The sequence below is a fragment of the Flavobacterium sp. TMP13 genome (assembly GCF_050847115.1).
Classification (GTDB): domain Bacteria; phylum Bacteroidota; class Bacteroidia; order Flavobacteriales; family Flavobacteriaceae; genus Flavobacterium.
In genome coordinates, this window is sequence record NZ_CP193656.1 from 742034 (window position 1) to 761581 (window position 19548).

At 37.5% G+C, this 19548-nt stretch carries 12 protein-coding genes, 4 tRNA genes and 3 rRNA genes; 5 read left to right on the forward strand and 14 right to left on the reverse strand.

The window, feature by feature from the left end:
- Nucleotides 1–38 precede the first annotated feature (38 nt).
- The 3 genes from ACRASX_RS03250 (at nucleotide 39) to ACRASX_RS03260 (ending at nucleotide 3324) form a co-directional block, all read left to right on the forward strand.
- Nucleotides 39–521: a cytidine deaminase gene (locus ACRASX_RS03250; protein WP_066311072.1), complete on the forward strand. Its 483-nt coding sequence runs from the start codon at nucleotides 39–41 to the stop codon at nucleotides 519–521.
- A 145-nt stretch (nucleotides 522–666) separates the two neighbouring features.
- Complete coding sequence (pdhA, locus tag ACRASX_RS03255) at nucleotides 667–1665, forward strand: pyruvate dehydrogenase (acetyl-transferring) E1 component subunit alpha (RefSeq protein ID WP_066311075.1); 999 nt, start codon at nucleotides 667–669, stop codon at nucleotides 1663–1665.
- Between the two features lie 6 nt (nucleotides 1666–1671).
- A complete protein-coding gene (locus tag ACRASX_RS03260; protein ID WP_432222402.1) occupies nucleotides 1672–3324 on the forward strand; it encodes a 2-oxo acid dehydrogenase subunit E2 in 1653 nt (550 codons plus the stop codon).
- Between the two features lie 61 nt (nucleotides 3325–3385).
- Here ACRASX_RS03260 and ACRASX_RS03265 read toward each other — a convergent pair whose 3' ends face one another.
- Nucleotides 3386–4624 (reverse strand): glycosyltransferase, encoded by a 1239-nt coding sequence (locus ACRASX_RS03265; RefSeq protein ID WP_432222403.1) that lies wholly within the window; start codon nucleotides 4622–4624, stop codon nucleotides 3386–3388.
- Nucleotides 4625–4734: 110 nt separating this feature from the next.
- On the opposite strand from ACRASX_RS03265, the gene ACRASX_RS03270 reads away from it, so the two are divergent.
- The gene (locus tag ACRASX_RS03270; protein ID WP_066311081.1) at nucleotides 4735–5316 is read left to right on the forward strand and encodes a tRNA-(ms[2]io[6]A)-hydroxylase; all 582 of its coding nucleotides are present in this window, start codon (nucleotides 4735–4737) and stop codon (nucleotides 5314–5316) included.
- 599 nt (nucleotides 5317–5915) lie between these two features.
- Here the strand turns inward: ACRASX_RS03270 and ACRASX_RS03275 are convergent.
- From ACRASX_RS03275 to ACRASX_RS03315, 9 genes are all read right to left on the reverse strand, one after another.
- Nucleotides 5916–6001, reverse strand: a tRNA-Leu gene (locus tag ACRASX_RS03275).
- Between the two features lie 8 nt (nucleotides 6002–6009).
- Nucleotides 6010–6082 (reverse strand) — tRNA-Phe (locus ACRASX_RS03280).
- 64 nt (nucleotides 6083–6146) lie between these two features.
- Nucleotides 6147–6256: ribosomal RNA gene (gene rrf, locus ACRASX_RS03285) — 5S ribosomal RNA — on the reverse strand.
- Nucleotides 6257–6408: 152 nt separating this feature from the next.
- Nucleotides 6409–9294 (reverse strand): 23S ribosomal RNA (locus ACRASX_RS03290).
- Between the two features lie 157 nt (nucleotides 9295–9451).
- Nucleotides 9452–9525 (reverse strand) — tRNA-Ala (locus ACRASX_RS03295).
- A gap of 88 nt (nucleotides 9526–9613) precedes the next feature.
- Nucleotides 9614–9687 (reverse strand) — tRNA-Ile (locus tag ACRASX_RS03300).
- Between the two features lie 216 nt (nucleotides 9688–9903).
- Nucleotides 9904–11419, reverse strand: a 16S ribosomal RNA gene (locus tag ACRASX_RS03305).
- The 16S, 23S and 5S rRNA genes sit together here with 4 tRNA genes alongside, the layout of an rRNA operon.
- Before the next feature lie 1021 nt (nucleotides 11420–12440).
- Nucleotides 12441–13676 carry an ABC transporter permease gene (locus tag ACRASX_RS03310; RefSeq protein ID WP_432222404.1) on the reverse strand — a complete coding sequence of 412 codons (1236 nt, stop codon included), beginning with the start codon at nucleotides 13674–13676 and terminating at the stop codon, nucleotides 12441–12443.
- Nucleotides 13677–13784: 108 nt separating this feature from the next.
- On the reverse strand, nucleotides 13785–14279 hold the full coding sequence (locus tag ACRASX_RS03315) for a YkgJ family cysteine cluster protein (protein ID WP_432222405.1): 495 nt from the start codon (nucleotides 14277–14279) through the stop codon (nucleotides 13785–13787).
- A 69-nt stretch (nucleotides 14280–14348) separates the two neighbouring features.
- Between ACRASX_RS03315 and ACRASX_RS03320 the strand changes: the two genes are divergently transcribed.
- Nucleotides 14349–15056 carry a class I SAM-dependent methyltransferase gene (locus ACRASX_RS03320; protein WP_432222406.1) on the forward strand — a complete coding sequence of 236 codons (708 nt, stop codon included), beginning with the start codon at nucleotides 14349–14351 and terminating at the stop codon, nucleotides 15054–15056.
- A 118-nt stretch (nucleotides 15057–15174) separates the two neighbouring features.
- Here the strand turns inward: ACRASX_RS03320 and ACRASX_RS03325 are convergent, their stop codons facing one another.
- From ACRASX_RS03325 to ACRASX_RS03340, 4 genes are all read right to left on the reverse strand, one after another.
- Nucleotides 15175–15807 (reverse strand): 7-carboxy-7-deazaguanine synthase QueE, encoded by a 633-nt coding sequence (locus tag ACRASX_RS03325; RefSeq protein WP_066311190.1) that lies wholly within the window; start codon nucleotides 15805–15807, stop codon nucleotides 15175–15177.
- A 101-nt stretch (nucleotides 15808–15908) separates the two neighbouring features.
- Nucleotides 15909–17576 (reverse strand): tetratricopeptide repeat protein, encoded by a 1668-nt coding sequence (locus ACRASX_RS03330; RefSeq protein ID WP_432222407.1) that lies wholly within the window; start codon nucleotides 17574–17576, stop codon nucleotides 15909–15911.
- Nucleotides 17577–17586: 10 nt separating this feature from the next.
- Nucleotides 17587–18507: a substrate-binding domain-containing protein gene (locus ACRASX_RS03335; protein WP_066311192.1), complete on the reverse strand. Its 921-nt coding sequence runs from the start codon at nucleotides 18505–18507 to the stop codon at nucleotides 17587–17589.
- Nucleotides 18508–18739: 232 nt separating this feature from the next.
- Nucleotides 18740–19537 (reverse strand): energy transducer TonB, encoded by a 798-nt coding sequence (locus tag ACRASX_RS03340; RefSeq protein WP_066311196.1) that lies wholly within the window; start codon nucleotides 19535–19537, stop codon nucleotides 18740–18742.
- Nucleotides 19538–19548: the final 11 nt, after the last annotated feature.

The window sequence follows — 19548 nt, forward strand, 5'->3', positions numbered from 1 at the left end:
AACCTATTGAAATTTGGATTTTTTTTCCTACAATAATTATGAAAGAAATTACAATAACAACAAAGTTCAATGTATTCGATGGTCTTGGAGAATTACCAAATGACATTCAAGATTTAATGAATCAAGCGGTTCAAGTTCGCAAAAATGCTTACGCACCTTATTCGAAATTTAGAGTTGGTGTAGCCATAGCTTTAGACAATGGAAAAATTGTTTTGGGATCGAACCAAGAAAATGCTGCTTATCCTTCTGGTCTCTGTGCTGAACGCGTTGCTATTTTTCATGCAGGTGCCATTTATCCTGATGCCAAAATAATAAAAATGGCAATCACGGCAGCTTCAGACACGAATCAAACCGTTGCTCCAATTCCACCTTGCGGATCTTGCAGACAATCTATTGCAGAATATGAAATCCGTCAAGAATCACCAATTGAAATTTATTTCATGGGAGAAATAGGAGCCATTCATAAATCGGACTCATTAAAAAACTTACTCCCTTTTATGTTTGATAAAAAATTCTTGTAAAAATTCCAAAATTTGCGTATTAAATTTTACTTCTAAGATGGAATGTCTTATTTTTGCACCTCGCAAATTTGTTTACATCCTAACTATTTTGCGAGATAGTTATAAATTGATAAAAACAATAAAACTTTAGCAAAAGAAAATTGAGATGAAAGAAGTTACAAAAGAAGTCTACTTAAAGTGGTACGAAGACATGCTCCTTTGGAGAAAGTTTGAAGATAAACTTGCGGCATTATATATTCAACAAAAAGTTAGAGGTTTTTTACACCTTTATAATGGTCAAGAAGCTGTTTTAGCTGGAGCATTGCATGCAATGGATTTGACTAAAGACAAAATGATTACTGCTTATAGAAATCATGTACAGCCAATCGGTATGGGAGTTGATCCAAGAAGAGTAATGGCTGAACTTTTAGGAAAAGTGACGGGAACTTCAAAGGGAATGGGAGGCTCGATGCATATCTTTTCTAAAGAACACGGTTTTTATGGTGGACACGGAATTGTAGGTGCACAAATACCTGTAGGAGCAGGAATTGCTTTTGCTGACAAATATTTTGAAACAGGCGGTGTAACTATGACTTATTTTGGTGATGGAGCTGCGCGTCAAGGATCACTACACGAATCTTTTAACATGGCAATGCTATGGAAACTGCCTGTAGTTTTTATTGTTGAAAATAATGGATATGCAATGGGAACTTCTGTTGAAAGAAGTGCCAATCATACTGACATATGGAAATTAGGTTTAGGATATGAAATGCCTTGTGGACCAGTTGACGGAATGAATCCTGTGAAGGTAGCTGAAGCAATGACGGAAGCTATTGACAGAGCAAGACGTGGCGACGGACCAACTTTCCTAGAAATGAAAACGTACCGCTACAGAGGACACTCTATGTCTGATGCACAATTGTATCGTTCTAAAGAAGAGGTAGAAGAGTATAAAAAAATAGATCCTATTACGCAAGTTCTTGATGTAATTAAAGATCAAAATTATGCAAGTGAAGAAGAAATCGAAGCAATTGAAAAACGCGTAAAAGATTTAGTTGAAGAATGCGTAAAATTTGCTGAAGAATCAGATTATCCGCCAATTCAACAATTATACGACGTTGTTTACGAACAAGAAGACTATCCATTTACACCTCATAAATTATAAAAAATTATGGCAATTAAAGTAACAATGCCTCGCTTGAGTGATACTATGACGGAAGGAACGGTAGCAACTTGGCTTAAAAAAGTAGGTGACAAAATAAGCGAAGGTGACATCTTAGCTGAAATTGAAACGGACAAAGCAACAATGGAGTTCGAATCTTTTAACGAAGGAACGCTTTTGCATATTGGAATTCAAGAAGGAGAAACTGCTCTTGTTGATTCTCTATTAGCTATTATTGGTGACGAAGGTGAAGACATTTCAGCTTTACTAACTGGAGGAACTTCAGTAGAACAACCAAAAGTAGAAAGTGAATCCGCCGACAATTCTAAAGAAAAGAAAGAGGAAGTAACAGAAACAAAATCAGAAGCTCCAAAAGAAGCTGCTGAATTGCCAGAAGGAGTGATTGTAGTAACAATGCCACGTTTGAGCGACACTATGACCGAAGGTACTGTTGCAACATGGTTAAAAAAAGTTGGAGACAAAGTAAGTGAAGGTGATATCTTAGCAGAAATTGAAACAGACAAAGCTACTATGGAATTTGAGTCTTTCAATGAAGGAACTCTATTATATATTGGAATTGAAGAAGGAAGTACGGCGCCTGTTGATAGTTTATTGGCTATTATAGGACCCGCTGGAACAGATGTTTCAGGTTTGACGAGTTATACTCCTGGTCAAGCTGCACCTGCTGCTGAGCAAAAAAGTGATGAAAAACCAGCTGCTGATTTTGACAAAGAAACAGTTACTGTTACAACGCAAGACGCTTCGACCGACGGAAAAAGAATTTTGGCTTCGCCATTAGCAAAGAAAATTGCTTCTGACAAAGGAATTCAATTGAGCCAAGTGAAAGGTTCGGGAGAAAACGGACGTATTGTAAAAAGCGATATCGAAAACTTTACACCTGCTACTACTGCATCTGAAACTGCTTTACCTGCGAAAACAGAAACTGCTGCACCTGCAAAATTATTTATTCCTGCTGGTGAAGTAGTAACCGAAGAAATTAAAAATTCGCAAATGCGTAAAATCATCGCGAAACGTTTAGCTGAATCTTTATTCACTGCTCCGCATTACAACCTAGTAATCGAAGTGACTATGGATGACGCAATGCAATCAAGAACAACTATCAATAGCATGCCAGATACCAAAGTATCTTTCAACGATATGATAATTAAAGCTTGTGCTTTAGCATTGAAAAAACATCCAAAAATAAACTCTCAATGGTCTGCAGATGCTATTACAATTAATCACCATGTGAACATTGGTGTGGCTGTTGCTGTTGAAGATGGATTAGTCGTTCCTGTACTTAAATTTACAGATGCAATGAGTTTATCGCAAATTGGCGCAAATGTGCGTGACTTAGCAGGAAGAGCTAAAAATAAAAAACTAGGACCTCAAGAAATGGAAGGAAGTACATTTACAGTTTCTAATCTTGGAATGTTTGGTATTACTGAATTCAATTCAATTATCAATCAACCAAACTCTGCGATTTTATCTGTAGGTGCAATTGTTGAAAAACCAGTAGTTAAAAGCGGCCAAATTGTCGTTGGAAATACAATGATGTTATCCTTAGCCTGTGACCACAGAACAATTGACGGAGCAACTGGAGCACAGTTCTTACAGACACTAAAACAATACATCGAAAACCCAGTTACGATGTTAGCTTAACGTAGTTCTATTTTTATAAAATTTAAAAGCCGTTTTGAAATTTTCAAAACGGCTTTTACAATTACTTGTTTTTTGCTTCAATCCACTTCGACATGTACTTGGTACTTCTTAAAGTATGAAATTGCAATAAATTACCCAAGAAGTTCTGTTGTCGATGTACATCTAAATTCTGAACTAAATTCTCAATAACCACTTTCAATCTTGATTCTAAAACGACTGAATCATATCGTTCCTTAATAATAGTAATTCCATTCTTCTGCGATTGAATCCAGAGTTCTTTGTTCTGATACAATTCAATTGCTTTTAAAGCTATGTCAAGAGCATTGTCTTCAATAAAGCCATTCCACAATAAATCACCATTCATTGACTCAGCGCCTATAGAAGTAGTAACACTAGGCGTTCCATTTTGCATTGCTTCTACTAATTTCCCCTTCAATCCTGCACCAAAGCGTATGGGAGCCAAAACTACTTTTGCGTCACGAACTACTTCATTGGCCTCAGCGGCTCTTCCTAAAATTAAAAAGCCCTCTTTTGCATTATGCAATTGTAAAACCTTTTGAGAAGCATATCCACCATAAATTTTCAAACTCGCATCTGGAAGCTCTTTACGAATCAAAGGCCAAATAGCTTCCTTTAAATACTGAACCGTATTCCAATTGGGTTCATGCAAAAAGTTTCCAATAAAAAGAAAATGGTTCCGGCTTTCAAAAGAAGGAAGTACTTCCAAATCTATTTCAGAAATTTCATTCAACATAAACGGTAGATAATGTAGAATTGTAGTATCGACTTTAAATACTTCTTTCAGCAATTTCACTTCATATTCTGAAATAATAAAAGACAAATCACAACGCAAAATACTAGCAATCTCACGTTTAGCAACTTCCTCCTGTAATAAATCAGAAAGCTGAAAGTCTCTATTTTCTTTAAATGCTTTTTGTCTGCTTGTTCGCAAGCAATGCAAATCTTCGGTATCTAATAAACGAATAGCTTTAGGACAATTCTCTGCCACCCTCCAACCAAATTGCTCTTCAATCATAAAACGATCAAATAACACCACATCTGGATTTAATGCTATTACAAAGTCATCAAAACTTGCATTATTCAATTCAATCGATTTTTTTTCGACACCAAAGCTTTCTAAATTAACCATAAAAGAACTGTCCTGCGCAGCCGACGCGAAAGTTATTGTATAGTTATTATTTTTAAAAAATGAAATTAGCTGCATCATTCTGCTCCCTGCCGCCGAAGAGTTGGGCTCTGGCCAAACAAATCCAATAATTAATAAACTCTTAATTGACATACCTATTTCATTTTTTATAGAACACTGCTAAATTAATGGTAATCTGTAGATAATCCTTCTTAATTCACCAATTAAAGAGTAATTTTGTACCTCACAAAAACACCACAATAATGTTAGGACTGCAATTAGCGACAGACCCAAGATGGGTAACAATAGTTGAATCGAATATTGAAGAAATATTGACCGACCACGCTTGGTGTGAACAAAAAGCAGCTTCCAATGCGATTAGTTTGATCACTCAAAATCCTGAAAAAGAAGAACTCGTTACCGAACTATTAGTTATTGCAAGAGAAGAATTAGAGCATTTGCAAATGGTTCATGACATTATTAAACAAAAAGGACTTCAGTTAGGTCGTGAAAATAAAGACCATTATGTGAATGAACTTTTTAAATTCATGAAAAAAGACGGCAGCAGAAATGATGCTTTAATCGATCGATTATTATTTTCCGCAATGATCGAAGCCAGAAGTTGCGAACGTTTTAAAGTATTATCTGAAAATATAGAGGATAAAGAACTAGCAAAATTTTATCGCGATTTAATGATTTCCGAAGCAGGACATTACAGCACATTTTTGAACTTTGCCAGAAAATATACCGAAAAGGTAGACGTGGACAAACGCTGGAAAGAATGGATAGTTTTTGAGACATCAATAATTACGAACTACGGTAAAAAAGAAACCGTTCATGGTTAACTCAAACCATAATTTAAAGTCAGCAAATATTTAAAGTAACGCTACGTCAACTTTGAATTATTATCCATTAATGCGAAGTGTTGTTTAAATATAATTTAATTGAAATAGATTTTTTCTAATTTATAACAAAGTCAATACTCTTATTAGACGCAGCATCCCACTTCTACGACAAGATTACACTACTAATGTCAGCAAGCAACTATAGAGATTATGACTGCCGTAGACAAACGAACAGCAGTAATTAAGCTATCCTAAATACACAGCGGTATTCTTATATTGAAAGAAGTTCTCACACCGAATAATAAGCATTCTAAATCAATTTACATAGTGCACAACTATCAAATAATAAAAAACTATTTTCACAACAGAGGCATTAAATGCTTCAGCGAAATCTTTTGATCCAAAACAAGTTATTTGATTTTTTAGACTAAATAATGTACCATGTTTTTAAATATTCCACACGTTTTCGTTATGATCATCTTGATTCGCCTATACAATCAAATTTTAATCTTAAAATAACGAAGTAACTATAGGCAGCTACATTTAAAGTTATATCATAAAAAAAAACTTCAACTGGCATAGCCAATTGAAGTTTTTAGTACTCAGAGCGGGACTTGAACCCGCACGAACATTGCTGTTCACTGGATTTTAAGTCCAGCGTGTCTACCAATTTCACCATCCGAGCGTTTTTTGTGGTACCTCCAGGGTTCGAACCAGGGACACATGGATTTTCAGTCCATTGCTCTACCAACTGAGCTAAGGTACCAATGTAATACAATCTATATATTGTAATAAAAAACCCTAATTCGTTAGAATTAGGGTTTTAAAAAGAAAGGCGACGACATACTCTCCCACATAACTGCAGTACCATCTGCGCAGGCGGGCTTAACTACTCTGTTCGGGAAGGGAAGAGGTGAGCCCCGCCGCAATAACCACCTTAAGGAGTTATAATTGCTTTGGGCAATAACTTAATTATTAATTATCAATTATAAATTGTTAATTATCAATTAAACAATATCTTAACATACTGAGATAAAGAAACTTAAATAGTATTAGAAAGGTTCCTCCCCCGACTTGCATCGGGGGAAAAGTGTACATAAGCTTACGGATTATTAGTACTACTCGACTATGACATTACTGCCTTTACATCTATAGCCTATCAACGTGGTCATCTCCCACGATCCTTAAAAGAAATCTCATCTTGTGGTGGGTTTCGCGCTTATATGCTTTCAGCGCTTATCCCTTCCAAACGTAGCTACTCTGCGATGCTCCTGGCGGAACAACAGATACACTAGAGGTTTGTCCAATTCGGTCCTCTCGTACTAGAATCAGATCCACTCAAATTTCTTGCGCCCACAGTAGATAGAGACCGAACTGTCTCACGACGTTCTGAACCCAGCTCGCGTGCCACTTTAATGGGCGAACAGCCCAACCCTTGGGACCTTCTCCAGCCCCAGGATGTGACGAGCCGACATCGAGGTGCCAAACCCCCCCGTCGATATGAGCTCTTGGGGGAGATCAGCCTGTTATCCCCGGCGTACCTTTTATCCTTTGAGCGATGGCCCTTCCATGCGGAACCACCGGATCACTATGCTCTACTTTCGTACCTGATCGACCTGTATGTCTCTCAGTCAAGCTCCCTTATGCCATTGCACTCTACGCACGGTTACCAAGCGTACTGAGGGAACCTTTAGAAGCCTCCGTTACTCTTTTGGAGGCGACCACCCCAGTCAAACTACCCACCAAGCAATGTCCCCCGTATTACGGGGTTAGGCCTCAGACAAACAAAGGGTTGTATTTCAACAATGACTCCACAACGCCTAGCGACGCCACTTCACAGTCTCCAACCTATCCTACACATCATTTGTCCAAGGTCAATACTAAGCTATAGTAAAGGTGCACAGGGTCTTTTCGTCCCACTGCGGGTAAACGGCATCTTCACCGTTACTACAATTTCACCGAGCTCATGGCTGAGACAGTGTCCAGATCGTTACACCATTCGTGCAGGTCGGAACTTACCCGACAAGGAATTTCGCTACCTTAGGACCGTTATAGTTACGGCCGCCGTTTACTGGGGCTTCATTTCAATGCTTCTTCTTGCGAATAACATCTCCACTTAACCTTCCAGCACCGGGCAGGTGTCAGGCCCTATACTTCATCTTACGATTTTGCAGAGCCCTGTGTTTTTGATAAACAGTCGCCTGGACCTCTTCACTGCGGCCAGCATTGCTGCTGGCGACCTTTCTCCCGAAGTTACAGGTCTATTTTGCCTAATTCCTTAGCCATGAATCTCTCGAGCACCTTAGGATTCTCTCCTCGACTACCTGTGTCGGTTTGCGGTACGGGTACTAATTACCTGAAGTTTAGAGGTTTTTCTTGGAAGCCCTTAGGCGCACTATCTATTTGTCCGAAGACTCCTAGTACTATCGTATTTCCCCAAGCCGCGTGGATTTGCCTGCGCAGCTTATAGGTAGGTACTTCAACGAACTATTCCGTCAGTTCGCGGCGCTTTCATCACTCCGTCACCCCATCACAGTAATCAGTAGTACGGGAATATTAACCCGTTGGCCATCGACTGTCCCTTTCGGGTTCGCCTTAGGTCCCGACTAACCCACAGCTGATTAGCATAGCTGTGGAAACCTTAGTCTTTCGGTGTGCGGGTTTCTCGCCCGCATTATCGTTACTTATGCCTACATTTTCTTTTCTAACCAGTCCAGCATGCCTAACGACACACCTTCAACCCTGTTAGAATGCTCCCCTACCACTTACAATAAATTGTAAATCCATAGCTTCGGTAATATACTTATGCCCGATTATTATCCATGCTCGTCCGCTCGACTAGTGAGCTGTTACGCACTCTTTAAATGAATGGCTGCTTCCAAGCCAACATCCTAGCTGTCTGGGCAGACGAACCTCGTTCTTTCAACTTAGTATATATTTGGGGACCTTAGCTGATGGTCTGGGTTCTTTCCCTCTCGGACTTGGACCTTAGCACCCAAGCCCTCACTGTTATGAAACATTATATAGCATTCGGAGTTTGTCAGGAATTGGTAGGCGGTGAAGCCCCCGCATCCAATCAGTAGCTCTACCTCTATATAACTTTACGCATAACGCTGCACCTAAATGCATTTCGGGGAGTACGAGCTATTTCCGAGTTTGATTGGCCTTTCACCCCTACCCACAGATCATCCCAAGACTTTTCAACGTCAACGGGTTCGGTCCTCCACTGTGTGTTACCACAGCTTCAACCTGTCCATGGGTAGATCACACGGTTTCGCGTCTAACACTACTGACTAAAGCGCCCTATTCAGACTCGCTTTCGCTACGGATCCGTGGCTTAACCACTTAACCTTGCCAGCAACGTTAACTCGTAGGCTCATTATGCAAAAGGCACGCCGTCACCCCACGAAAGGGCTCCGACCGCTTGTAAGCGTATGGTTTCAGGATCTATTTCACTCCGTTATTCACGGTTCTTTTCACCTTTCCCTCACGGTACTGGTTCACTATCGGTCTCTCAGGAGTATTTAGCCTTAGCGGATGGTCCCGCCAAATTCAGACAGGATTTCTCGTGTCCCGCCCTACTCAGGATACCACTATCCTTTACATTCATTACCTATACGGGACTATCACCCTCTATGGTTCTACTTTCCAGTAGATTCTAATTCTTCATGCAAGAAATATCGTGGTCCTACAACCCCAATATTGCCGTAACAACATTGGTTTGGGCTAATCCGCGTTCGCTCGCCACTACTTACGGAATCACTTTTGTTTTCTTCTCCTCCGCCTACTTAGATGTTTCAGTTCAGCGGGTTTGCCCACCTATCGGTGTACTATGTCTTCAACATAGTGGGTTGCCCCATTCAGGTATCTACGGATCAATTCGTGTGTGCCAATCCCCGTAGCTTTTCGCAGCTTATCACGCCTTTCATCGCCTCTGAGAGCCAAGGCATCCCCCATACGCCCTTATTTTGCTTATTGTACTACTCTTTAAGTCTAAAAAAATAAGTACTACGTATTAAGTTTACACCAAATACACAAAACTTACTCATTCATAACTAAAAAGTGTTCTTTCTACTTATTTTTTTACTATTTTCTTATCTCAATATGTCAATGAACTTTTTTCCTTTCGGAACTGTGGAGAATAACGGAGTCGAACCGTTGACCTCCTGCGTGCAAGGCAGGCGCTCTAGCCAGCTGAGCTAATCCCCCAATTTAATTATGAATTGTGAATTATGAATTATGAATACCATTCATAACTCCTCAACTCTAGAATTTCTTCTTCTTTTTAAGTAATTAGTTGTCTCGGACAGACTCGAACTGTCGACCCCTACATTATCAGTGTAGTACTCTAACCAGCTGAGCTACGAGACAATATGATCTTTTGATTTAAGTGATTTGATTCCCTTTGCTCTAGATCCTAAAATCCAGGGCTGAAAATCAGCATTAAACAATCATAAATCTGTACCTTTTACTTAATTGTATTATTTGAACTAACAGCAGAGTAATAAAATAAATCCTTTTTGAAACCAATAAAAATCTTCGTCTTTTTCCCAAGAGTGCAATAAATTGCTAACACTTAGGCTCTAGAAAGGAGGTGTTCCAGCCGCACCTTCCGGTACGGCTACCTTGTTACGACTTAGCCCTAGTTACCAGTTTTACCCTAGGCAGCTCCTTGCGGTCACCGACTTCAGGCACCCCCAGCTTCCATGGCTTGACGGGCGGTGTGTACAAGGCCCGGGAACGTATTCACCGGATCATGGCTGATATCCGATTACTAGCGATTCCAGCTTCACGGAGTCGAGTTGCAGACTCCGATCCGAACTGTGACCGGTTTTATAGATTCGCTCCTGGTCACCCAGTGGCTGCTCTCTGTACCGGCCATTGTAGCACGTGTGTAGCCCAAGGCGTAAGGGCCGTGATGATTTGACGTCATCCCCACCTTCCTCACAGTTTGCACTGGCAGTCTTGTTAGAGTTCCCGACATGACTCGCTGGCAACTAACAACAGGGGTTGCGCTCGTTATAGGACTTAACCTGACACCTCACGGCACGAGCTGACGACAACCATGCAGCACCTTGTAAATTGTCTTGCGAAAGATCTGTTTCCAAACCGGTCAATCTACATTTAAGCCTTGGTAAGGTTCCTCGCGTATCATCGAATTAAACCACATGCTCCACCGCTTGTGCGGGCCCCCGTCAATTCCTTTGAGTTTCAAACTTGCGTTCGTACTCCCCAGGTGGGATACTTATCACTTTCGCTTAGCCACTGAGATTGCTCCCAACAGCTAGTATCCATCGTTTACGGCGTGGACTACCAGGGTATCTAATCCTGTTCGCTACCCACGCTTTCGTCCATCAGCGTCAATATATTAGTAGTAACCTGCCTTCGCAATTGGTATTCCATGTAATCTCTAAGCATTTCACCGCTACACTACATATTCTAGTTACTTCCTAATAATTCAAGTCTAGCAGTATCAATGGCCGTTCCACCGTTGAGCGATGGGCTTTCACCACTGACTTACTAAACCGCCTACGGACCCTTTAAACCCAATGATTCCGGATAACGCTTGGATCCTCCGTATTACCGCGGCTGCTGGCACGGAGTTAGCCGATCCTTATTCTTACAGTACCGTCAAGACTCTACACGTAGAGTTGTTTCTTCCTGTATAAAAGCAGTTTACAATCCATAGGACCGTCATCCTGCACGCGGCATGGCTGGATCAGGCTTGCGCCCATTGTCCAATATTCCTCACTGCTGCCTCCCGTAGGAGTCTGGTCCGTGTCTCAGTACCAGTGTGGGGGATCTCCCTCTCAGGACCCCTACCCATCGTAGCCTTGGTATGCCGTTACCATACCAACTAGCTAATGGGACGCATGCTCATCTTTTACCGATAAATCTTTAATTACATCTTGATGCCAAGTCGTAATACTATAAGGTATTAATCCAAATTTCTCTGGGCTATCCCTTTGTAAAAGGTAGATTGCATACGCGTTACGCACCCGTGCGCCGGTCTCTAAGTAGCAAGCTACTTATACCCCTCGACTTGCATGTGTTAAGCCTGCCGCTAGCGTTCATCCTGAGCCAGGATCAAACTCTTCATCGTATATTGTGCGAGACAGATAAATCTATCTCTATTTATTTTTGACTCCGAATTATCTAGTGGTTATTCTCAAAATCTTTCGATTCTATTACTCTTATTCTTTGTTTTGAAATCTCTCTCAAAACGGCTGTCAATTCAATATGTCTAGGAACGTATTCTTCTGTATTTTAAAACCTCAATTCTCACTTGTTTAAGTGTCTCTCAAGGCGGCTGCAAAAGTACAAACTCTTTTCTAATCTCACAAGAAAAAAATGAAATTTATTTTGAGCCTTTTTACAAACTCTAAAACCATTCTTCCTTGTCAGTATCTCAAATAACTTGCGCCTTTAGCGGGGTGCAAATGTAAAACGTTTTTTCTTAGTACACAAACTTTATTTTGATATTATTTTTGAAGAAAATCTCCGCTGTAATATCTCAATTCGTAGTCAGTAAAAAGTAGAACGTGTCGCTGTTGCGGGTGCAAAAATAGTCACTTTATTTACATAAACAACCCTTTTTATTGCATTATTTCAATCTTTTTTTTAATAAATTCTTAACTCTTTGGAAACCTTAATCTTGTGAACACTTTACACTATTCTCTTTTTAGCCTTTTACATCGCTTTCGATCGGTTTCTTTGGATTTACGTGGGGTATTTGCTTTTATTCTACTCCTCTTTCCTGCTTCTGGTGGGATTTTATGAGAATATGTTGGGTATTAACTTTTAAGTTTTTTAAAACTTCACTGTTTTTATTGGGTTTTGAGAGGTTTCTTTGTCACTTTATAATAATGCTAGAACTTCGAACTCGATTCAGTTAATTTTACTGCTTTATTTACTCCTTATATATAGGTCGCAAAAACTTGCTTGATCTGAAACACAAAATTTAAACAGAATAGCTAAATCCTAGCCCTGGTAGCAGCGGCATCCTTCTATTGCTTTCTTTAAGCAATAGAAGATACAGCGAATGACAGGAAATAGCTCCTAAATATAAAAAACCTTCCTAAACCTATATATAAAGGAAGATTTTAAATAGTACAAAATTAGCTTTAGTCAAAACGGATCGCCTTGACCGGAGATATTTTTGTAATGATGTAGGATGGAATAAGTAGAACCACAAAACAAACAACAATCGTTAATCCGTTTAAAAGTAAAATGTACATCCAATTTAAATAAACTGGAGCTTGATCTACGTAATAATTTTCTGGATTGAGCTTTACGATTCCGAATTGTTGTTGAACTAGCAAAATTCCGACACCTATTAGATTTCCCCAAAATAGACCTCGCACTATTAGATAGAATGCATTATATAAAAATACTTTTCTGACCGTCCAATTGTTTGCACCAAGTGCTTTTAAAATTCCGATCATTTGAGTGCGCTCTAAAATAAGAACCAATAATGCTACTACCATATTAATTGTAGCCACTAAAATCATAATAACTAAAATAACAATGATATTAAAATCAAATAAATTAAGCCAGTCGAAAATGTAATTGTACTTCTCGATTATTGTCTTTGTATCTAACGAAGACGAAGTCTGTTCGTACACTTTTTCTCCAGTACTTTTTATTTCACTGAAATCATTGGTAAACAACTCAAAAGCTCCAATTTCATTTGGTTTCCATTTATTGATGCGTTGAATATGACGAATGTCTCCTATTATATAAGTAGCATCAAAATCTTGAAAACCTGAATTGAATAAACCAACAATTTGAAAACGGCGAATGTTGGGCATTTTATTTTGTTCTTCCTTAACAAAGAAGGTATTGAATTTATCGCCGACTTTGAGATGAAGCCTATTAGCGAGATAACTCGAAATTAACACTTCTTCATTGAGTTGATTGATAAAAATAGGCAACTGACCCGCGATTAGATATTCCTTTATATTATTCCAATCATAGTCAGTTCCCACTCCTTTAAAAATAATTCCTTCAAAAGCAGTTTCAGTTCTTATAATTCCAGCCTTTGTTGCAACAGCTTGCACATGAGTTACCTCAGGGACCGTTTTAAAATAAGGATAAAACTCTTGTTTTTTTGAAATTGGACTTAAGGTTACCTCCGATTGATTGTTATCGTAATTTGAAATTATTATTTGTCCGTTGAAAGCAGAAACTTTATCCCGAATCTTCTGTTGTAAACCGATTCCCGTTGCTACAGAGACAATCATCATAATCATACCAATGGCAATTGCCGAGATAGCAATCTTGATAATAGGCGCTGATATGCTACTTTTATTATCTTTTGAAGTAATGAGTCGTTTGGCTATGAAATATTCTAAATTCAATTTTAATGTCTGCGTTTAAAATTAATACCTGATTTTGTCATCATCAAAAATACATCTAAAATAGAGAACTCCTGACTGTTGGAAAATAATTATGAAAAGTTTAAAATTCTATAAGGGTAATCTCTTTTTCATTTCTTCTACAATATTAAAAGCAGCTGGGCACATTGCTACATTTTTTAAGGTAAGATCAGATATTTGCTGAAATTTCTTTCGGTCTGTATGCGGAAATTCTCGACACGCTTTGGGCCTAACATCATAAATCATACAATAATTCTCGTTATCCAAGAATGTACAAGGCACGGCTTGCAAGACATAATCACGATCTTCATCGATGCGTAAATACTGTTCGATAAACTGTTGTGGCTTTTGCCTAAGATGTTTTGAAATACGCTCGATATCAGCCAAAGTAAATAAAGGTCCGGTTGTTTTGCAACAATTAGCGCACGACAAACAGTTGGTTTTTTTAAATTCTGCTTCGTGAATTTCTTGCATCACGTAATCCAGATTTTTAGGCGTTTTCTTTTTTAACTTATCAAAATACTTTTTGCTTTCGATATGCTTATCTTTGGCTAACTTGCCAAGTTCGTTCAATTGTGGTTTCAAGTTTAAATTTTTAAAGTTGACTCGCAAAGTTACTCAACTTGAAAGATTGAACCTTAAACTTTAGATAAAATGTTAGATTTGTTCGGAAAAGCAATGTTGGATTATCAGACCAACAATAATCCAGAAGATATAATTACAGAAACTTCGATCTCAGATCCTGACGAAATGAGCATTTCCTACTTGTTTCGATCGTACAATGAAATGCCTGAAATTGAAAAAAAAGCATTACAACTCGCTAGAGGCAAAACGCTAGACGTTGGTTGTGGAGCCGGAAGCCACAGTTTATCATTACAAAATGATCGAAAGCTTGATGTATATTCCATCGATATTTCTCCAAAAGCAATAGAAACCTGTCGTCTTCGTGGTTTGCAAAATACAGAAGTTGAAAATATTTTAGATTATTCTGGAGAAAAATTTGATACTGTTTTGCTGTTAATGAATGGAACTGGAATTTTCGGCAAACTAGAGAATTGCAATTTGTATCTACAAAAGTTAAAATCGCTTTTAAATATTGGAGGACAAATTTTAATTGACAGCTCTGATATTATCTATATGTTTGACGAAGATGAAGATGGCGGAAAATGGATTCCTTCAGAAAAAGAATATTATGGTGAGTTGACTTTTACACTAACTTATAAAAACGAAAGAGAGATTCCATTTGACTGGTTGTATTTAGATTATAATACTTTGCAAAATGCCTCGATAGCAAATGGCTTGAAGTGTGAGCTAATTCAAGAAGGAGAACACTTTGACTATTTAGCTCGATTGACACTCTAATTTTTCACATTCACTTTCAATGAAAATTAAAATTAATTAAACTGCCGAACTTAAAAATAAAAAAGTCATTTCTTAAAAATTGAAATGACTTTTATTTGTGCTATACTTCTACAAAAACCTACGGAATGTTTAAGTATTTGTGCGTTTGCAATGAAACCCTCCATTTAGGGTTATTCATAACATAGTCAACAATAAGCGGCGTCATTTCGTCATTTTTACTCCACTCTGGTTGCAGAAATAAAATAGCATTTTCGTTCACTAAGCTCGCTTGCTCTTCGGCAAAAATAAAATCATGCTTATTGTAAATGATCACTTTAAGTTCGTGCGCATTATCATAAACGGTTTGAGTAGGTAACTTATTTTTCTTTGGAGAAAGACAAATCCAATCCCAAGTTCCAGACAGTGGATAAGCTCCAGAGGTCTCTATATGCACTTTTCTATTTTTTTCCTTTAATTGCTTTGTCAATAAACTCATATCCCACATTAAAGGCTCTCCTCCCGTTACTACGACTGTATCTGCAAACTTACTCGCGTTCTCCACTATAGTTTCGGTGCTTGTTGGCGGATGCAATGCTGCATTCCAACTTTCTTTAACATCACACCAATGGCAACCTACATCGCAGCCTCCAATTCTAATAAAATACGCGGCTGTTCCTGTATGATATCCTTCTCCTTGTATAGTGTAAAACTCTTCCATCAAGGGCAACATTGCTCCTTTATTTACAGCTAATTGTATTTCTTTTGATAACATTATAAAAATTTAAAGTGCAAAGATAGTGTTTTGAAAATGGAAAAATAAAAAACCCGATAGCTTAAAGCTATCGGGTTTACATATTGATTCTTTATCAATTCTTATTTTAATGCAGCTAGCGATTGAGTTGCATACGCATTAGTAGGATCTAACGCTAACGTTTTGTTTAAATACTCTATTGCTTTCGCTTTGTCAGTATTTGCATAACTTGATGCTATATTATTATATGCTTCAATAAACTTCGTTATTGTAGATGGATTTGCAAGTTCTTCAGCTCCTTTTTCTGTGGTTACAGCAATGTACTTGTCGTAGTTAGTAACCATTAGGTCATCTTTTTCTAACAATCTATTGATTCTAGCTTTAAAAAGATACGCTTCTTGATAGGTCGGTGAAGCAACAATTACTTTTTCAAAAGCAGCGTCCGCTTTTTGAAGAGAAGCTGTATCGATTTTATCAACACCGTTTACATTTGCGTAATAAAGTGACAAACCATAGTACACGTTATCATCTAAGTAACCATTTCCTTCTGGATTGTTTGCTCCAAATTCAAAAAATGCAGCAGCTTCTTTATATAATTTTTTACCAAAGAAAATTTTACCTTGATCACTTAACTCTTCAGAAGCTAGAGGTTCCATTTCTAAAGCTTTTTTAATATCCAACATTCCTGCCTCAAAAGCTGCTGGCTCAATTTTAGTACCTTCTACATTAGTGCCTTTTTTAATTTTTGCTAAACCTAGATAAATATAATCTTTCGCAATTACATTATTGGTAGGTGAATTAACAAAGTCATTTAAAGATTTGATAGCTAAATCTACATTACCGTTCTCATAAGCCGAATATCCTAAATATCTGTAAATTCTTGGATTTACTTTATCCAATTCGATCATTTTATTAGCCTCAACTTCAAGTGCTTTGTAATCTTTTACTAAAATTAAAAAATCAGCATGACGCATTCTTGAATCTAAAGAATAATCGGTAAGTGTCAAATATTTTTCATAATTCTGAATCGCTTTTTGCATATTTTCTTCAGACTTAGAAGGTTTATTTCTTCCCCATTTGTAATAAGTCTCTGCTAATTCTCTATAAACTGGACCGTAATTTGCATTCATTGCAATTACTTCATTAAAAGACTTAATCGCTTCGTCGTATGATTTAGCACCTTTTAGTAAAACCCCCAATTGCATTTTTGCTCTTAATAAAGTGTTATCTGCACTAAATGCATTACGATACGCTTTGTAAGCTTCATTTTGATTACTCTCTCCATAATAGGCGTCACCTAAAGAAAGTAATGCTTGCGAATTATTGGAATCAATAGCTAGCGCACGATTTAAAACTGTAATCGCATTCTTGTAATCTGGATTAGTAGAATTAATATATGCTCTACCAACGTAAATAAATTCCTCTACATCTTTACGACGCATCGGTTTTGTCGCTAAGTTGATATTTGCTTGCGCAGAAGCTACATTTTTATTATTTAAATCAAGTTGTGCTAAACCAATGTAATTGAAATTAGCATTGTCCGCCGCTTGTAATCCGTTTAAATAATAGATTTTAGCTGAATCAACGACTGCTTGATTTAAATATACATTACCTAAAATAAAATTTGCTTTTCCGCTTTTAGGATTTTCTTTAATAATAGTTTTCAATAACGATTTTGCTTTTTCAAACTGTTCTGCATCAATCGCTTTTTTTGCTTCTGTTAAATCTTGTGCATGACCTGCTCCAGCAGTAACCAATAATCCAAGAGTAAAAATTTTAAACTTATTCATCTTTTTTAATTTATTTTTTATCATTAATGATTTCATTTCTTATTATAATCTTTCTTCCAGGAGTCTTGTATGGTAACAATTCTGATTTCAAAATTATTCTTTGACCGATATCCCCAGCTACGAATGAAGAAATCCCCATTCCTAAACCAGCACTACCTTGACAGTTGACAATATACAATTCGCGTGCCAAAGGATAAAAACCTTTAGCTAAGCTGTTTTGTGTAGGCGCATAATACTTTTCGTCGTTAAGACCTCTAACACTTAATATATTAACTTTATTGATGAATTCATTCATCTCTGGCAAAGGCTGAGTCAACCAATTGACTCCAACTACTCCTATCATTCCTTCATTTTCTGCTACAAATTTAATAACCTCTTCGTTAGTTTTAAATGAATAAACTCCTTCAGTAGGAATTGCAGCAACTTTCGCTAAATCTTTCAAATAGCGTACGGTACTAGAATTTGGATTGTCAAACACTAATCCTTTGATACCTTTAGCAGATTTCCCTTCCATAAAACTAATCACGTCTTGTAACGCAATTAAAGTATCATTATTACTTTTATTACCAATCAATGCAATAGCATCGGTAGCAAAAGGAGTTACTCTAGGAACTATTTTCTTCTGTTCAAAAACCATTTTCTCTTTGTCACTTAAATTACGAGCCATAAAAGCTACTGCAAATTTCTGATTTAATAAATCATTTACAATTTCAGCTTCTGACTTTGAAACCACCGTAACTTTCGCTCCATAAATATCTTGAAAAATTAACATCTGGTCGTCAACAACTGGAGTTAATGTTTCATCTGTTAAAACGGTTACACTACCCTTAAGTATTGTTTCTTTGTCTTGTTTATCTTTATCGTTCTGATTGCATGTAATCAGCAATAGACTAAAACTTACCAACGCTAAAACTTTACTTTTATTTAACATACTTACTGCGTATTAGAATTAAAAAAACGAACAAATCGAATAAACGAATATACAATCAACAATGCTCCGAATGCAATACGATACTTTGGCTCCATTGCGATTGGAAGTGATTTTGAAAAGATTATTATCAAGCCCAATACCAAATATAGTAAAAAAAAGGACATTCCTAAAACAAGAAGAAACCGCTCGTGAAGCGATTTCTTCTTAATATTTTCAAGTATTTTCTTCAACATTAGTCAGCGCTTTGAATAGTAATTGGTAGTGAGTATAAAACTCTAACCTTTTTACCATTTTGCTCTCCTGGCTGCCATCTCGGACATTTCTTAAGTACTCTAATTGCCTCTGCTCCAGTTCCGTAACCGATATCTCTTAAAACCTTAATATCTGTTAATGAACCATCTTTTTCAACAACAAAAGTAACATAAACTTTACCTTTTAAACCTTCTTCTTCTGGCGCTCTATAGTTGTTTCCAACAAACTTGTAGAATTTCTCAATTCCTCCAGGAAATTCTGGCTTTACTTCGATACCCGCAGTGTTGTACACTTTGTTATCCTCTTCAACTACTGCTGCAGTTCCTGTACCAACAGGTTCTACAGTTAATACTGCATCTGGATTACCTTTTATTGTTTCTTTACCAACGTTTTTGTCCTTCATCTCCACAATCTTAGGCGGCTCTTCAGTTACTTCTTCTGTTTTAGCCACAACTGGCTTAACAAATTTCACTTGATCCACTTTAGGAGCGGGTGGTGGTGGTGGTGGTAAATTAGGCTTAATTGGTTCCACTTTCTTTGGCGGTAATTTTACTGTCGTAATCTTAACATCCATATTCACTACCTTATCTTTTGAACTTGGCAACAAATTGATGATAAGTGGAATAGCAACAGCCAAACTGAAAAGAAACGCTCCAATAATAAGTGCTTTTATTGTAGTCGATTTATTTTCTTTTCTTAACTGATATGCTCCGTAGATCTTATTACGACCTTCGAAAACAATGTCAAGCCATTGATTTTTTAAAATATCTAATTTCATCTTTCTTAATT

Bases quoted from the DNA above. Each gene is read 5' to 3' on its own strand.
- ACRASX_RS03250 (WP_066311072.1), top strand. From the start codon at position 39: ATGAAAGAAATTACAATAACAACAAAGTTCAATGTATTCGATGGTCTT.
- pdhA (WP_066311075.1), top strand. From the start codon at position 667: ATGAAAGAAGTTACAAAAGAAGTCTACTTAAAGTGGTACGAAGACATG.
- ACRASX_RS03260 (WP_432222402.1), top strand. From the start codon at position 1,672: ATGGCAATTAAAGTAACAATGCCTCGCTTGAGTGATACTATGACGGAA.
- ACRASX_RS03265 (WP_432222403.1), bottom strand. From the start codon at position 4,624: ATGTCAATTAAGAGTTTATTAATTATTGGATTTGTTTGGCCAGAGCCC.
- ACRASX_RS03270 (WP_066311081.1), top strand. From the start codon at position 4,735: ATGTTAGGACTGCAATTAGCGACAGACCCAAGATGGGTAACAATAGTT.
- ACRASX_RS03320 (WP_432222406.1), top strand. From the start codon at position 14,349: ATGTTAGATTTGTTCGGAAAAGCAATGTTGGATTATCAGACCAACAAT.
- ACRASX_RS03325 (WP_066311190.1), bottom strand. From the start codon at position 15,807: ATGTTATCAAAAGAAATACAATTAGCTGTAAATAAAGGAGCAATGTTG.
- ACRASX_RS03330 (WP_432222407.1), bottom strand. From the start codon at position 17,576: ATGAATAAGTTTAAAATTTTTACTCTTGGATTATTGGTTACTGCTGGA.
- ACRASX_RS03335 (WP_066311192.1), bottom strand. From the start codon at position 18,507: ATGTTAAATAAAAGTAAAGTTTTAGCGTTGGTAAGTTTTAGTCTATTG.
- ACRASX_RS03340 (WP_066311196.1), bottom strand. From the start codon at position 19,537: ATGAAATTAGATATTTTAAAAAATCAATGGCTTGACATTGTTTTCGAA.